This is a genomic window from Soonwooa purpurea (genome assembly GCF_053891095.1).
The window spans coordinates 1-15,915 of the sequence record NZ_JBSSMA010000017.1; the positions used below are offsets into that span (position 1 = coordinate 1).

At 36.4% G+C, this 15,915-nt stretch carries 16 protein-coding genes and 1 pseudogene; 6 read left to right on the forward strand and 11 right to left on the reverse strand.

Features of this window, described 5'->3' with window-relative positions; all coding sequences use genetic code 11:
* The 5 genes and pseudogenes from ACVFVN_RS13080 to ACVFVN_RS13100 form a co-directional block, all read right to left on the reverse strand.
* A pseudogene (locus ACVFVN_RS13080) lies at positions 1 to 364 on the reverse strand (hypothetical protein); the annotation flags it as partial.
* Positions 365 to 499: 135 nt separating this feature from the next.
* Positions 500 to 1,108, reverse strand: a complete 609-nt coding sequence (locus ACVFVN_RS13085; RefSeq protein WP_456235611.1) for a DUF4126 domain-containing protein — start codon at positions 1,106 to 1,108, stop codon at positions 500 to 502.
* A 54-nt stretch (positions 1,109 to 1,162) separates the two neighbouring features.
* Entirely contained in the window at positions 1,163 to 1,525 is a 363-nt protein-coding gene (gene rnpA, locus ACVFVN_RS13090; protein ID WP_456235612.1) for a ribonuclease P protein component, read from the reverse strand.
* A 3-nt stretch (positions 1,526 to 1,528) separates the two neighbouring features.
* Positions 1,529 to 2,254 (reverse strand): tRNA threonylcarbamoyladenosine dehydratase, encoded by a 726-nt coding sequence (locus tag ACVFVN_RS13095; protein WP_165134752.1) that lies wholly within the window; start codon positions 2,252 to 2,254, stop codon positions 1,529 to 1,531.
* Positions 2,247 to 2,873: a TatD family hydrolase gene (locus ACVFVN_RS13100; protein ID WP_456235613.1), complete on the reverse strand. Its 627-nt coding sequence runs from the start codon at positions 2,871 to 2,873 to the stop codon at positions 2,247 to 2,249. Before ACVFVN_RS13100 ends, ACVFVN_RS13095 begins: the two co-directional genes overlap by 8 nt.
* Before the next feature lie 74 nt (positions 2,874 to 2,947).
* Here ACVFVN_RS13100 and ACVFVN_RS13105 point away from each other — a divergent pair, with 74 nt between their 5' ends.
* The 6 genes from ACVFVN_RS13105 to recN all read left to right on the forward strand — a co-directional run bounded on the left by ACVFVN_RS13105 (position 2,948) and on the right by recN (position 9,040).
* The gene (locus tag ACVFVN_RS13105) at positions 2,948 to 3,583 is read left to right on the forward strand and encodes a TetR/AcrR family transcriptional regulator (protein WP_165134755.1); all 636 of its coding nucleotides are present in this window, start codon (positions 2,948 to 2,950) and stop codon (positions 3,581 to 3,583) included.
* A gap of 144 nt (positions 3,584 to 3,727) precedes the next feature.
* A complete protein-coding gene (locus ACVFVN_RS13110; protein ID WP_165134757.1) occupies positions 3,728 to 4,717 on the forward strand; it encodes an outer membrane protein assembly factor BamD in 990 nt (329 codons plus the stop codon).
* A 34-nt stretch (positions 4,718 to 4,751) separates the two neighbouring features.
* Entirely contained in the window at positions 4,752 to 5,075 is a 324-nt protein-coding gene (locus ACVFVN_RS13115) for a DNA-directed RNA polymerase subunit omega (protein ID WP_165134759.1), read from the forward strand.
* Between the two features lie 94 nt (positions 5,076 to 5,169).
* Positions 5,170 to 6,375: a bifunctional phosphopantothenoylcysteine decarboxylase/phosphopantothenate--cysteine ligase CoaBC gene (gene coaBC, locus ACVFVN_RS13120; protein WP_456235614.1), complete on the forward strand. Its 1,206-nt coding sequence runs from the start codon at positions 5,170 to 5,172 to the stop codon at positions 6,373 to 6,375.
* An 85-nt stretch (positions 6,376 to 6,460) separates the two neighbouring features.
* Positions 6,461 to 7,363, forward strand: coding sequence for a type IX secretion system protein PorD (porD, locus tag ACVFVN_RS13125; protein WP_456235615.1), 903 nt, complete (start codon positions 6,461 to 6,463; stop codon positions 7,361 to 7,363).
* Between the two features lie 24 nt (positions 7,364 to 7,387).
* Positions 7,388 to 9,040, forward strand: a complete 1,653-nt coding sequence (gene recN / locus ACVFVN_RS13130) for a DNA repair protein RecN (RefSeq protein WP_456235616.1) — start codon at positions 7,388 to 7,390, stop codon at positions 9,038 to 9,040.
* 63 nt (positions 9,041 to 9,103) lie between these two features.
* On the opposite strand, the gene ACVFVN_RS13135 is transcribed toward recN, so the two are convergent.
* The 6 genes from ACVFVN_RS13135 to murC form a co-directional block, all read right to left on the reverse strand.
* A complete protein-coding gene (locus ACVFVN_RS13135) occupies positions 9,104 to 9,514 on the reverse strand; it encodes a BrxA/BrxB family bacilliredoxin (protein ID WP_165134768.1) in 411 nt (136 codons plus the stop codon).
* A 229-nt stretch (positions 9,515 to 9,743) separates the two neighbouring features.
* A complete protein-coding gene (locus tag ACVFVN_RS13140) occupies positions 9,744 to 10,190 on the reverse strand; it encodes a GatB/YqeY domain-containing protein (protein ID WP_456235617.1) in 447 nt (148 codons plus the stop codon).
* A gap of 10 nt (positions 10,191 to 10,200) precedes the next feature.
* A complete protein-coding gene (ftsZ, locus tag ACVFVN_RS13145; RefSeq protein ID WP_456235618.1) occupies positions 10,201 to 12,111 on the reverse strand; it encodes a cell division protein FtsZ in 1,911 nt (636 codons plus the stop codon).
* Between the two features lie 58 nt (positions 12,112 to 12,169).
* Positions 12,170 to 13,537, reverse strand: a complete 1,368-nt coding sequence (gene ftsA / locus ACVFVN_RS13150; protein ID WP_456235619.1) for a cell division protein FtsA — start codon at positions 13,535 to 13,537, stop codon at positions 12,170 to 12,172.
* 23 nt (positions 13,538 to 13,560) lie between these two features.
* Positions 13,561 to 14,505, reverse strand: a complete 945-nt coding sequence (locus tag ACVFVN_RS13155; RefSeq protein WP_456235620.1) for a cell division protein FtsQ/DivIB — start codon at positions 14,503 to 14,505, stop codon at positions 13,561 to 13,563.
* Between the two features lie 27 nt (positions 14,506 to 14,532).
* Positions 14,533 to 15,897, reverse strand: coding sequence for a UDP-N-acetylmuramate--L-alanine ligase (gene murC / locus ACVFVN_RS13160; protein ID WP_456235621.1), 1,365 nt, complete (start codon positions 15,895 to 15,897; stop codon positions 14,533 to 14,535).
* Between the last annotated feature and the right edge of the window lie 18 nt (positions 15,898 to 15,915).

Here is a 15,915-nt window from a genome sequence, read left to right on the forward strand (position 1 = left end):
TCCCTTCGGAAAAATTCGATAGTTCGGGTGGTGAGTTTTTTCGTATATCAATTTGATATTCCTCTTCGGCAAGGTTAATCATCATATCGAAAATAATGGCTTTTTTATCATTCACATAAGCCTGTTTCTCAAGGAAAGCCTTCTGCTTTTGCAAAAGTTTTACTTGGGCTTCAAGCTCCATAATCTTTTGTTCTGGTGACTTTGGCATATTCGAAGGCATTTGGTTCTCCCAGTCAAAGGTACCAAATTTTCTGAGCCAACTCACAACTGTGCTTCGAGCTTGAATGCCATATTTTCGGCAAGCACCAGTGGTAGAGAGTTCTCCAGACTCGATTTCTTTTACAACGTTCAACTTAAATGACATGCTGTAATCGCGTTGGGTGCGTTTTACATAATTGTTTCTTTCTTCAATAATAACGATTATTTTTTTTGTATCGCTATTTCAGGACGGGACAATTCTAAAAAATAAAAACTCCCTCAAAAATTCGAGGGAGTTTTTTTATATATAATCAGCATCTTCAAGATTAGGCACTTTCTTTCGAAATTTATTCCATATTTTCCGGCCATAAATGATGACTAAAATAACCAAACCGATCGCGAAAATAAATGCTAAAACAGGTAAGGCCAAAGCAAATATCGACATCATACTAGCACCTGCGGTTTCTGTCGTTGCAACTAGGTGATTTCCTACACCACCCGTTGTTGCGGTCGAAGCGACACGCGTGCCAGCAAACCCAGAAGCTATCGTGGCCGCCGTTCCCCCACCTGCTATCAAAGCCAAAGCCCATTCTGAAATACCTCCAATTTCCATGAACTGCGAAGCAAACAATACCGAACCTGCAACAGTCGCCAACGGTATGGAAATACTATCCAAAACATTATCAATATAAGGAATGTAATAAGCCAATATTTCAACTATTGTGGCTACGCCAGTCGTGATAAGCGCAGGCAAAGAAGCCAACCATTCAAAATTATCGTTGGCGGGAATCCAATGAAAATAAGATGCTAAACTTACAGCAAACATCGGTAGAAAAACCCGGAACCCCGTTGCTGCAGCCAAACCAACGCCCACAAAAGCACTGATGATATAAGGGAAAATGTCGGACATAGTTTTATTTTTTTAGATTCTAGATCTACAAAAACTATGCAAAGTTTTTCAAAATTACTTTTTGGAATTGAGTAAAGTATTTAACTCTTGTTCAAGCGATTGGTATTTATCTGGCATATTTCTTGACACCCAAAACAACATAATAGAAGCTTTCTCTCCGAACAATTCTACAAACAGACTTTTGTTATGGCGGTAATATTCTCGCAATAATCTTTTTAGTCTATTGCGGTCAACTGCGCTTTTAAAAAACTTTTTTGAAACAGAAACACCAACTTTAGTGTTAGAAAAATCGGCGTTAGATTTTAACACAATTAACCTTACACTTCCAGAAGATATCCATTTACCTTTTTTAAAAAGTGAATCGATTTCGGATTTCGATTTTAATTTCTCCGATTTTGGATATTGGAAGTTTGTCATATATTATTTTCGTCCTGTTAAACTGTTGATTACTTCTGCGGCTGCATAGAGTCCAAACAACGCTGGAATATAACTTATGGTGCCATAAAAAGATTTTTTAAAATTGCTTCCGTCTGTTAGTTTCAGGCTGTTTTCATCCTGAATTTCTGTCGAGAAAACACATCGAAAACCTTTGGTAACACCTTCTTTTTTTAAGCGTTTTCTAACTTGCTTGGCGAGAAGACAATTATTGGTTTTGCTGATATCGCGCACCATGACTTTGCTGGGATCCACCTTACCTCCAGCACCCATCGCAGAGACTAATTTAATTTTATTTCGGCGACAGGTTTTTATTAAACTCAATTTAGGTGTCAGCGAGTCGATGCAATCCAATACATAATCAAATTTCTCCGAAACAACAAGCTCTTCCATTCGTTCTGGACTAAGAAACTCGTTGATACGAACTAAATCCAGTTTTGGGTTAATATCCATAAGTCGGTCGCCTACAACATCTATCTTGTGCTTACCTACTGTCGAATGCAGAGCTGGCAATTGCCGGTTAACATTTGTAATATCAACAGTATCGCCGTCTGCAATATGCAAATGTCCAACACCCGCTCTGGCTAAAAACTCCGCTGCAAAAGACCCTACGCCTCCTAATCCTACAATCAATATTTTTGCATTATTCAGAAGATGGAGACCTTCCTCTTTCAATAAAAGTTCTGTCCGTTCTAGCCAAATTTCACTCATTTTTAAAAATAAAATTTAAATTCTTCTGTATTAGATTTTGTAATTCTGAAATCTCAATATTTTTCAGCAAAGCGGCTTGATGAAAAATTTCAGAAATATCGATATCCGAAATATCCGTTTCAAGAAAAAAACGATCCGCGGGACAATCTCTAAAAACAGATTGCAAAGATAGGTTTTCCAACAAAGATTTTCCAAAACTTAGATAAAAACCATGAGTTAATAATGATTTAGCGATATTTTCTTTTTTATTAAACCCATGGACAATCATTGGTACTTCTGCATATTTTGAAAACCGCAACAATTCGGCATGTTTTCGAACACAATGGATAATGACGGGTTTTTTAATATCATTTGCAATCTGTATCTGAGTTTTAAAAACCTTTTGTTGCAACTCCTCATCAATCTTTACCAAAGCATCTAGCCCACATTCGCCAATCGCAAGACAATTTTTATCTTTTGCTTTTTCTTTTATCCAGTCCAACAATTTGGGATAATCTTTGTCAATGTCTTTGGGATGAAGTCCTACGGAAAAACATTTGGAATCGTCATTAGAAAACAAATCCAAATTATAAATCCCGAAGCGCCCCGAATGGTGGTGATGAAAATCAAAAAAATCCATAATTCAAAGATAATTTAATGAATTGAAACCGAACTTGTTCCAATCAAAAAAAATAACTTATTTTTACAATCAATATGGTTAAGAAGAAATTCACGGATAAGCAGAAAAAAATCTTGGATGTCGCAGAAGAACTTATCGCGATAAAAGGTTTCGACGCCACTTCTGTGCGTGACATATGCAGCAAGGCAAACATCAATGTGGCGATGATTTCGTATTACTTTGGGTCCAAAGAAAAAATGATGTCTTTCTTATATCAATACCGCGTGCAACGATCCAAAGAAAATTTCTCAGAATTTGCCGAAACCATCAAAGATGGCAAAGCGGAAATGCAAATGAAGGAGATTATTAATTATATTGTCGGATTATTTTTCAAATACAATTATTTCCACGGTTTCGTAACACAAGAGATTCGTGTCAACGATTTAATAAAAGACGACTTATTAGACTTTTATAACATTTGTGTCACTCGATTTGAAGACATTATAAAAAAAGGCATTGTGACAGGAGTTTTCCATAATGCACCAAAATCCGAGGACATTCTTACAAACATTATCGGCTCCACACTTTTTGTGATTCGTAATAAAAATTTTTATGAGTTATATTTACCTAGCACCACAGAAAAAAACTATTTAATTGAAGCAGAAAAAAAAGTAAAATCCAATCTTTTGCAAACAACTTTTGCACTTCTAGGCTATGAGTTGTATGCATAATTATTTTTAATCTAAAAAATTCTGTAAATAAAGATAATTTCTGAGCGTCAAACGTTAATATTATCATAATAATAAATCCTGTTATCAAAAAAGTTTTATTTTTGCAAATCGTAACGTTGAACTTGTCAACATTACATCATCCTTATGAAGAAATTAATTATTGTTGCGCTAGCATCGAGCCTTATATTATCATGTAATCGCGAAATGGATCGTGCGCTAAAAAGTGCCGACAAAGATTACATCTTGAAAACTGCAAATGAAAAATTTGCAAAGAAAAAATGGAGCGATGCTATTGCTTTATACGAGAGGGTTTCTAACCTTGTCGCTGGTACAGACGAATTCCCGAATGTAGGATTCAACACCGCATTTGCTAATTATTACGACAAAAATTACAAATTGGCTGGACATCAGTTCAAAAACTTTGCCGTATCTTTCCCACAAGACCCACGTCGTGAAGAAGCCGCTTACATGTCCGCAATATGCTACTATCAGGGCTCGTACGACTACAACTTGGACCAAACCAATACGCAATCAGCAATTAATGAACTTCAGGAATTCTTGAATAATTATCCAGATTCTGAACGTTCTAAAAACATCCAAACCATGTTGGACGAATTAGGCTATAAGTTAGAGTTCAAAGCTTATGAAAATGCACGTCAGTATTTCAAAATGGGAGAATATCTTGCTGCAGACGTTGCATTTGACAATGTTTTGGAAGATTTTCCAGCAACAAAACTTAGAGCAAAAATTTTAGATTTTAAAATGAAGTCTAAATATGAACTGGCCTTGTTTTCAATGCCAGAAAAAAAGAAAGATCGTTTAGACAATGCAATTGCCTATACCAAAACAATTGAAAAAGAACTTCCCAATACCGATTATGCTAAAACAGCTTTAGCTTTTAGACCAAAATTGGAGGAAGAAAAAGTAAAATTCGAAAAATTGGTTGCAGATGCTGAAAAAAGACAAGCAGAATTCGCGGCCAAACAAAAAGCTGAAGAAGAAAAAAATGCAGCTAAAGACCAACTGAAAAAAGAAGAAAAAGAACAAGATGCTACCCAAAGAAGCATCGAAAAAGCGAGAAAAGACAGCGCTACAGTTAGTGATCCTAACTCGACTTTCAGAATAAGAAGATAATTCGTATATTTGCAAATCTAAATAATTTCGCACAATGAGTGTAAAAGATACTAATGCGCAGGTTAATACCATTACCTACGACAGAAACAAAATCGAAAACAAAGTAGGCAGCATCTACGAAGCCATCGTTATTATGGGCAAAAGAGCGGAGCAAATAAATGCTGAAATCCGCACGGAGCTTCACAATAAATTGGATGAATTTGCAGTGCACAACTCTACTTTGGAAGAAGTTTTTGAAAATAGAGAACAAATCGAAATCTCTAAACATTACGAAAAACTTCCGAAACCTACATCTATCGCTATTCAAGAATGGCTAGATGATGAAATCTACTTCAGAGAAACTGGAGAGAAAAACTAAAAGAATACATCTTTAGATAAACAAAAACCACAGAATATTCTGTGGTTTTGCTATTTTATTTTTTGATATTTTTGTTAAGTTAAAAATCACGGTTATGACTCTTTCTGGAAAGAAAATTTTACTCGGAATTACTGGTGGCATCGCAGCCTACAAAATGAATTATCTTGTAAGAGAACTCCTAAAAAAAGGAGCAGAGGTACAAGTTGTTTTAAGCCAAGCCGCAACAGATTTTGTAAGCCCTTTGACACTTTCCACACTTTCCCAAAAGCCAGCATTGGTCGATTTTTACAACCAAGATAAAACATGGAATAATCATGTTGATTTAGCACTTTGGGCAGATCTTCTTTTAATTGCGCCTTGTACAGCCAACACAATGGCGAAGATGACAACTGGCCTTTGCGACAATCTTCTCATGGCGATTTATATGTCCGCAAAATGCCCTGTAATGATAGCACCTGCTATGGATTTGGATATGTATCAACATCCTTCTACGCTTAAAAATATGGCAACATTAGAAAGTTTTAATCATACAATTATTCCTGCTGAATTTGGTGAATTGGCGAGCGGTCTAGTTGGACAAGGCCGTTTGGCAGAAAACGATACAATTTTAAAACATATTCAATCTATTATTGAAAAAGAATCTGAAGATCAAAAATTAAAAGGAAAGATTGTCCTTATCACCGCTGGTCCAACTTACGAAAACATTGATCCAGTCCGTTTCATCGGAAACCACTCATCAGGGAAAATGGGTTATGCCCTGGCCGAAGAAGTGGCTTCCCGTGGTGCAAAAGTGATTTTAGTTTCGGGACCATCCCAACTAAAACCACAACACGACAATATAGAACTGCATCGTGTAACGTCGGCTCAACAGATGTACGACGAAGTTTTCAAATATTACGAAAAAGTCGATATTGCCATTGCCAGCGCTGCCGTTGCAGACTATGCGCCAAAAACTATTGCTAAAGAAAAAATCAAAAAAAGCGACTCGGAATTTAGTATTGAATTGGTCAAAAATAAAGATATTCTTTTGCAAATGGGAAAAGAAAAACACCATCAGTTTTTGGTTGGTTTTGCTTTAGAAACTCAGAATGAAGAGGAAAATGCTTTAGCAAAACTGGAGAAAAAAAATCTGGATATGATTGTCCTTAACTCATTAAGAGATGAAGGTGCAGGTTTCCAAAACGACACCAACAAAGTCAAAATTTTTACAAAAGATGAAAAAAAGGTATTCGATCTCAAATCTAAAGAAGATGTTGCGGTCGATATTCTCAACTTGGTGGAAGAAAAATTAAAACTTTAAGCTTTTTACATAAGAAAGCCTTGTTTTCAGCGTTTTTTATTCAATCTAAAAGTGTATTTTTGCGTTTCAAAGTTTAATTATCAGAATGAAAAAGTTATTCAGCATATTTATTTTATTAATATTTTCAAGTTACGGACAATCTCAGGAGTTATTAGCCAACGTGCAAATCAACTATCAACAAATAGGAGGAAGTAACGTACAGACCTATAAAACATTAGAAAAATCTTTAAAAGATTTCATCAACAATACCTCTTGGACTGGAAAAAGACTTCAAAATTTTGAAAAAATAAAATCAAATTTTGCAATTGTAATTTCGGAAAGAGCAGGAAGTACTTTTAAAGGAAGTATCGTTGTACAAGCGACACGCCCTATTTTTAACTCACAATACGACTCACCGCTTATTAACTTTAATGATACCAATTTCGGGTTTGAATATAACGAAAACGAAAACCTGGTGTTCAATGAAAGACAGTTTTCTGGGAAAAATTTAATTGACGTAGTAAGTTTTTATGTGTATGTAATTTTGGGTTATGATAGTGATAGTTTTAAAGTAAAAGGCGGTCAGCCATGGTTTGATAAAGCTTTGAAAATCTCCCAAAACTCGATGAATAACAACTATGCAGGTTGGTCGCAAGTTGAAGGTCTTAGATCTCGTGGCGCATTGATTGATGCCATCCAAAACGAGAACAACTCTACTTTGAGAAATGCATTCTATACCTATCACAGAATTGGTCTTGATAATTTGGCTAAAACCGACCAAACGCCCGCTAAGAAGAATATTGCTGATGCGTTGCTGACGTTGAAAGTTTATGAAAACAACTTCCAAATGAATCCTGCTTTCAACCTTTTTATCGATACCAAGAAAAACGAAATATTCAGCATTTTTGACAGCAACAACAACGGCTCTGTCAATATGAATGATCTAAAACAATTGATGTCGATGTTCGCACCAAATGAAATTGACACAAAATGGAATAAGTGGAAATAAGCGTTTACAGACGAAAATTATTTTATGCTTTCAAGAATTATAATTCAGAATTTTGCGCTGATTGACCATCTTGACATCCAGCTTCACAAAGCAATGGAAGTCATAACAGGAGAAACTGGTGCGGGAAAATCTATTATACTGGGTGCTTTGCGCCTTATTATGGGCGAACGCGCCGATCTAAAATCCATTAGCAACACCGACAAAAAATGTCTTGTAGAAGCACATTTCAGCATTAAGGAAGATTTTAAAAGCTTTTTTGATGAACAAGATTTGGACTTCGATGTTGACACCATTATTCGTCGTGAGATTTTGGCAAGTGGAAAATCACGCGCTTTTGTCAACGACGTTCCTGTAACGTTGGATATTTTGAAAGACTTATCTTCGAAACTTATTGACATCCATTCTCAGTTCGAAACGTCGCAATTATTTACCGAAGATTATCAGTTTCAAATATTAGATTCGGTATCAAAGAATCAAAAAGAGCTAGAAATTTATCAATCAAATTTCAGTCAATATCAAGCATTAAAACGTCAACTTCAAACGCTGAAACAGCAATTTGCTGAGGCACACAAAGAGGCAGATTATAAAAATTTCTTACTCAATGAGCTGAATGAATTGCAGTTGGATCAAATTGATTTTAAACAACTTCAAGATGAATTAAGCCTGCAAGAAAATGCAGAATTTATATCGGAAAATTTAGGTCAAATCATCCAGAAGTTCTATCAGGAAGAACTTGGTGTACTTTCACATTTTTTGGAAGCGAAACAAAAACTTCAAAAAATAAGCGATGTTTCACCAAAGTTTGAAGAACTACAAAAACGTTTTGACGAATCTTATTTTGAAATTAAAGATATTCTTCAAGACTTAGAATCAGAGCTTGAAAAAGTTGAAATAGATCCTGCAGCTTTGTCAGAAATGCTACAACAAACCAATCTGATAAACGCTTTATTTCTAAAACATCAGGTTACAGAGGTCGAAGCTTTGGTAGGAGTCCGAAACCAATTGGAAAAAGAGCAATCGGGTTTTCAGCATTTGGAGGAAGAAATCGCAGAAATAGAATCCAAGATTTTAAAACTCGAAAAAACTTTAGAAAAAGAAGCTAAAGAACTTTCGAAACTGCGGGAAAAAGGCACCCCGAATTTGGTTGGACAAATCGAAACTTTATTAAAACAATTAGGTCTGGAAAAGGCGAAAATCGGCATCGAATTAACTGAATCTTCCCAATATAATGTTTTCGGAAAGGAACATATCCAAATCCTTTTCCAAGCCAACTCTGGTTTTCCTATGAAGCCTATCCATACGGCCATTTCTGGTGGAGAACGTTCTCGCGTGATGTTAGCCATTAAGAAAGTCCTGGCAGAACATAGCAATTTACCAACTTTAATTCTTGATGAAATTGATACGGGTGTTTCTGGACGTATTGCGGAAGAAATTGGAAAAGTAATGTACGATATGGGTAAAAATATGCAACTAATTGTCATAACACACCTTGCACAAGTAGCAGCAAAAGCCGACCACCATTATAAAGTCACCAAAATGGATGTTGACGGATTGACGCGTTCTAACATCATACCACTTAGCGATGACGAACGTCTGCATGAAATTGCACAACTACTTTCTGGAAGTACTGTAACGCAAGCAGCTATTTCCCAAGCCAAAGAATTAATGAATATCTAAATTTATTCACAATAAAAGCTTCCAAAATTTGGAAGCTTTTTTATGTTACTATAGCTTTTATTCTTAACAATATTCGTTATAAGCAGCTTGCAAGTTAGCAGCAATTGCTCCTGCTGGATTACCTTCGATATGGTGACGCTCTAACATGTGTACCAGTTCTCCGTCTTTAAACAATGCGATGCATGGTGACGATGGTGGAAATGGTGCTAACAATTTTCTAGCTTCTGCAACAGCTTCTGTATCGAAACCTGCAAAAGCAGTTACCAAATGATCGGGCTTTTTGTCACCTGTTAAAGAATAAACTGCTCCTGGTCTTGCTGCTCCTGCTGCACAACCACAAACAGAATTAATCATTAATAATGTTGTCCCCGACTGCTTAAGCGCTTGGTCAACTTGTTCTGGTGTTGTTAAATCTTCAAAACCTTTATCGGTAAGCTCTGCCTTCATTGGCATTACTAAATCTGCTGGATACATAATATTTATATTTTAGTTTAACAAAGATATTGATTAATATCGAATTTTAATATTGACTTAGGTTATCAAAATAATGCCAAAAATCTATTGCGACAAAATGGCGTAAAAAACCCAATTCTAAGATTTAGAATTGGGTTCCATTAATCAAATCGATATGCAAAATTTGGATATCCTTATTTTAATTGTTGGTTGATAATTCTGTTAATTACCAATAAACCAACAAGGCTTTTTAGGAAAGTAATTTTTTAGCCATAGTCGAGATGCTTTTCCCATCTGACTTTCCGGCTAGCTCTTTGGATGCAACACCCATTACTTTTCCTAAGTCTTTGGCACCTTCGGCACCTGTTGTAGCGATAATACGCTTGATTTCAGTTTCCAATTCTTCTTCGGAAAGCTGTTCTGGTAAAAACTTCTCAATCACTTTGGATTGTTGTGCTTCTACTTCTGCTAGGTCCATACGATTTTGCGCTGAAAATTGATCATAAGAATCTTTTCTTTGTTTGATCATTCTTTGCAAAATTGCAATTTCTTGTTCTTGGGAAACATCTGCACCTTTGTGCTCTGTTTTTAGCAAAAGAATCTGTGCTTTCACTGCGCGTAAAGAATCCAGAGCAACTCTGTCTTTCTCTTTCATCGCAGTTTTCATCGCGTCTGTTATTTTTTGTTCTAAACTCATTGTTATGAAATTAGTCAACGTCTTTATTCAAAAATTTGTTTTCACGAAGCTGTACTCTCCCATTGTTATCGCTCAAAAAATTGTTGATACTGTTATCGGAGGCATTGTTGCCATCGATATCAATATTTTTTCTTTTGAATGCCGGAATGCTCTCAAACTCTTCAGCATAGTCAAATTTTTGGTAACGAGAATTAAACTCTTTCAGTTTGTTTCTTCTCTCCAAAATTTTATTCGATTCTGCTGTTTTGTTGATGAAAGTGAATTCATCTTCCTGCTCTTCCACAACTGGTTTTTCGGCAGCTTTTGGTTCTTCAAAATTGTAGAGCATTTCTGGTTGAGGAACTTCTATTTTGAGCTCTTCCTCAATTGCTACTATCTCTTGTACAACTTCAACTTTTTCAACTTTATTAATGATTGGCTCCGCTTCTTCTTCTTGATGTACAAACATCTCTTCATTCTGAATCGGCTCATTAATTACAAAATTAATTTCAACTGGTTTTTCTTCGCTATTAACTTGGATACTGTGTTGATTATTAATTTTATTTTCGATCTCAAAAGTAAAAGCTTCCGCTTCTAAATCCTCGATAGGACTAAACTCTTCCTCCTCGTCATAGTTGAAAAGGTTAAAATCCTGAGGTGCTTCTGATTGCTCCCAATTTTGGTTGAAGCTTTCGGATTCTTCTTTTTCGAAAAACTTAACTTCCTGAGGAACTTCTTCTACAGCAGTTCCGGCGAAAGTATTAGTTGGAAAATTGGGAGTTGAAAAATCCTCATCATCTTCTAGGCGGAATACGTTGCGTCCTGTGCTAACGCCATCTTCTGCATCTTTTTCAGCTCTTGTTTTGAAAGGCGAATCTGTGCGTTTTGGCAAAGAAGATTCTCGATCTTCAAGAAGGTTATATTTGATGGTTTCTGTTGTGCCAGAGTGTTTGATGTTTTCATTAGAAAAACCTGTTGCGATAACCAATACGCTGATGCTCTCGCCCAATTCTTCATCCGACCCAACCCCGAAGATAATCTCTGCTGTGTTGCCGGCTTCTCTCTGGATATAATCGTTGATAAGTCCGATTTCGTCCATTGTTGCTTCTTCGTTTCCAGAACGAATCAATAGTAAAACGTCTTTGGCCCCAGTGATTTTGTTGTCATTTAATAACGGAGAATCCAAAGCTTTTTTAACCGCTTCTTCTGCTCTATTTTCGCCTTGTGCCGCGCCTGTTGACATCAATGCAGTTCCTGAATTCTGAAGGACAGATTTCGCATCACGGAAGTCGATATTGATATCGAAATAACCTGTAATAACTTCTGCCATACCTTTTGCAGCGTTGGTCAAAACTTCATCGGCTTTTAAAAATCCTGTTTTGAATCCTAAGTTCCCGAACTGTTGTCTTAATTTATCATTATTAATAACAATCAACGAGTCAACGTTATTTCTAAGTTTTTCTAAACCTTGTTCTGCCTGATCAAGTCTTCTTCTACCTTCAAAACTAAAAGGCACCGTCACAATACCTACGGTAAGAATTCCCATTTCTTTTGCAACTTTTGCAATAACTGGCGCCGCACCTGTACCAGTACCGCCACCCATACCCGCTGTAATAAAGACCATTTTGGTATTTTGTCCCATTGCAGCTTTGATGTCGTCGATACTTTCGATAGCTGCTTTTTCGCCAACTTCTGGATCCGCTCCAGCACCCAATCCTTCGGTTGTAGAAGTCCCTAACTGTACTTTGTTAGCCACTGGGTTATTATCGAGAGTTTGCGAATCTGTATTGCAAATAACGAAGTCTACGCCCAAAATACCTTTCTCGTACATGTGCTTCAGAGCGTTGTTACCTCCGCCTCCAACACCAATAACTTTGATGATCGAGGAGTTGCCTTTTGGCAGGTCAAATGAAAATCCTTGGTTGTTATTTATATTTTCCATTGTTATAATTTTTATAATGTTCCGCTTGATTATTTAAAAATAAAATTAAGCTCCTAATTTATTCTACTTCTTCAAAGAATTTTTTAACTTTTTCTAAAATCGATTGCCCGAAAGTTTGTTTTCCTTCGTTAGATTTTTGCTTAGGTTTTTCGATTTTTTCTACAGCTGGCAGTTCCATATTTTGGATTGGTACTTCGACTGTTGTCTCGTCAACCTTGACTGTTGCAACCACTTCTTCCACCTCTTCATTCGATGATTTTTTATCACGAATTTTAAGACTTTCCATCAACAATCCTATTGAGGTTGCATATTCTGGACCTTTTAGTTGTTGATTTTTATCATTGCTAACATACTCGTTAGAAAAACCAATTCTGGAATCAAAACCTGTGATATAATTTGCTAATTGTCTCAGGTGTTTTAGGTTGGACCCGCCACCTGTTAAGACAATACCGGCAATCAATTTCTTTTTCTGTTCGAATGCACCGTAAGCTTTTAGTTCGGTATTAACCATTTCTAAAATTTCTTCAACGCGAGCATTAACAATCTGCGCCAAAACTTTCAGTGAAATTTCTTTATCTGGACGCCCATGCAAACCAGGAATGGTTACATAGGTGCTATCTTTTTCTAATTCTGGAACGGCAGAACCGAATTTAACCTTTAATTGCTCTGCATGTTTTTCGATGATAGAACATCCTTCTTTGATATCGTCTGTAATAATACCACCTCCGTAAGGGATAACACAAGTGTGGCGGATAATATTATCTTTAAAAATCGCGATGTCTGTAGTACCACCACCGATGTCAACAATCGCAACACCCGCTTCTTTTTCTTCTTTGGTAAGAACAGCTTCCGAAGATGCCAAAGGTTCTAAAGTTAATGCCTCCATCTCTAGACCAGCTTCGCGAACACATCTTACAATATTACGAATAGAGCCCATCTGGCCGACTACCACATGGAAGTTAGCTTCTAAACGTTTGCCATGCATACCGATTGGCTCTTGGATTTCTCCTTCAGAATCGACTTTGTATTCTTGTGGAAGAACATGAATGATTTCTTCACCTGGAAGCATAACCAACTTACGAACTTGATCCTTAAGTGCTTCGATATCATCGTCTGTAATGTACTTATCCGGATGTTCTCGCATGATATAATCCGAATGTTGTAAAGAACGGATATGTTTTCCAGCAATGCCAACTGTAACTTTCCTAATAGAAACACCAGAGCTGGTCTCCGCCTTTTGTATCGCGGCTTTGATAGAGCCTATCGTCTGTGCAATGTTGTTAACAATCCCTTTGTGAACGCCGAGACTTTTTGCTTTTCCTACGCCGAGGATCTCAATCTTTCCTCGGTCGTTGCGTCTGCCAACAATGGCGACAATCTTAGTTGTCCCAATGTCCAGACCTACTGAATACTCGTGATTTTCCATTTTTTATGCTCGATTTGATTTTTTTATTCTACTATTACTTTTGCTTTTTTCTTAGGTTCTTCTTTTTTAGGAGAAGCTTTTTGTTGTGTTTTTTGTTTTTCTTCTTTTTTAGGTTCTTTTTTTGGCTTTGCAACTGTTGCCTTTGGTTTGGCTTCAGGCTTCGCGACTTCTTCTTTTTTTTCTAATCTTGCCAAAGGTTTTTCCAAAGCTTTTTCTTGTGCTTTAAGAACACTATCATTTTCTTTAAAATAAGGATTGAGTGTTGCTACAATCTGATTATTGTATTTCACAGAAATTCTTTTGTATTTTTCTGGGTTCTGATACACCAAATATTTTTCAACAAAAGTTTTGAAGCCCTTTACTTTAAAATCGATATTGTTAAGATCGCCAATCTCAACTTTATAATGACCTTCGCTGGTCAAAAGACTGTAATCGCCATCGTATTTTGAAATTCCTATAAAATATTTTTTACTAAAATCATCTTTGTTGATCTTTTCTACAAGATTGCTCAACGCGGCGTATTCTTCATTTTTCACGTTCCCTGAAACCAACAAACACGGATAGGAATAATTTCTTGAAATAGGAAACTCTACACCTTTAGCATCTACGTAAAAATCTCGTCCTTCTTTCTGCAATCTAAACACAGGAACCCTTTGTTTAACATCAACATTCAAAGTACCATTAAGATCCAAATAAACATTGGCGCTATCTACAAAATCGTTTTTGTTAAGTTTTTCCTCAAGTTTTGGGATGTCCAATGTTCCTATTTTATTTTCTGGATTGTATTTTTTGATTAAATCCGAAACTTCATTTTCTGAAATAAAATATACAGAAGTCGCCTCGTTATTCAGCTTAATTTTAGACTCAGACACAGATTTTTCACTGAAACGTTTCAAAGAGAAACTCAGCAGAAAAACCAGTATTCCTACGGTTACTAAAATTTTTAATATTCTGTATTTATTCTTCATTCTATTTAGCTTAATGCATGTAAAAAATTACACTTTTACATTATTAATCCATTCCATAATTGGATCGTACAAAGTGTCGATATTTCCAGCACCCACGGTCAATAAAATATCGAAATCTCTTTCTTTAATTTTGTCAAAACTTTCAGCAAGGCTCACCACTTCTTTGTTATATGTATCTACTTTTTCTGCCAACCAAGAAGACGTCACACCGGGATAATTCTCCTGAAGTTCGCGTGCTGGATAAATCTCTAACAGCAAAAGATCGTCACCATTCGCCAAACTTTTCGCAAAATCATCAGCAAAATCTCTTGTTCTGCTGAACAAATGCGGTTGGAAAGCAATCAATAATTTTTTGTTGGGGTAAAAGGTTTTAATAGAACCAATTACGGCATTCAGCTCCGTTGGATGGTGCGCGTAGTCGTCGATATAGATTTTTCCGTTGTCAAAAATATGTTTGGTATAACGTCTTTTGATGCCTTTAAAATCGGCTATTGCGTTTTTCAAAACATCGAAAGAAACGCCCATTTTGCTCAAAATCGCTAGCGACACTGTCGCGTTTTCAACATTGTGAATACCTGGAATTTCCCAAACAAAATCTGCAATCGTTTCTGTCGGCGTATGGAAATCAAAATAAATTTTGTCTTGATCCATTCGCAAATTATCCGAATAGTAATCGGCCTCTTCATTGACTGCATAGGTTACATGCGGACGACCAATATCCAATCCTTTTCTCGCAAAAATCTGTTGGTCTTCTGGCACCAAAGCGGCAAACTCGCGGAAGCCTTCTTCGATATGATTACGATCTCCGTAAATATCCAAATGGTCAGCATCCATGGACGTTACCACCGCCCAATCTGGGGAAAGGTTGAGGAAGCTTCTATCATATTCATCCGCTTCTACAACAGACAATTCATTACCGTTATACAGAAAATTGGATTTAAAGTTTTCTGAAATTCCACCTAGAAAAGCAGAAAAGGGCAAATCGGCTTCTTTACACAAATGCGAAATTAGAGTTGATGTCGTGGTCTTACCATGTGTCCCTGCAACGGCGATACATTGAGTATCTTCGGTTACCAGACCTAAAACTTTTGCACGTTTATGAATCGTGAATCCGTTTTCTTTGAAATAATCTAAAATTCCCAAAGTTTTAATTGCGGGCGTGTAAATCACCAATGTATCTTGACTAGACAATTGTTTAATTCTGTCATCGATGTTATCTTCAAAACTAATGTCAATACCTTCTGTCATTAGTTGTGTCGTCAATTTGGTATTGGTTTTATCGTAACCCAAAACCTCTCTGCCAGAAGCATGGAAATATCTCGCCAAAGCGCTCATCCCAATACCTCCGATACCGATGAAATAAAAATGTTTGAATGTATTTAGATAATTCATTTTATATTTTGTCCGAAG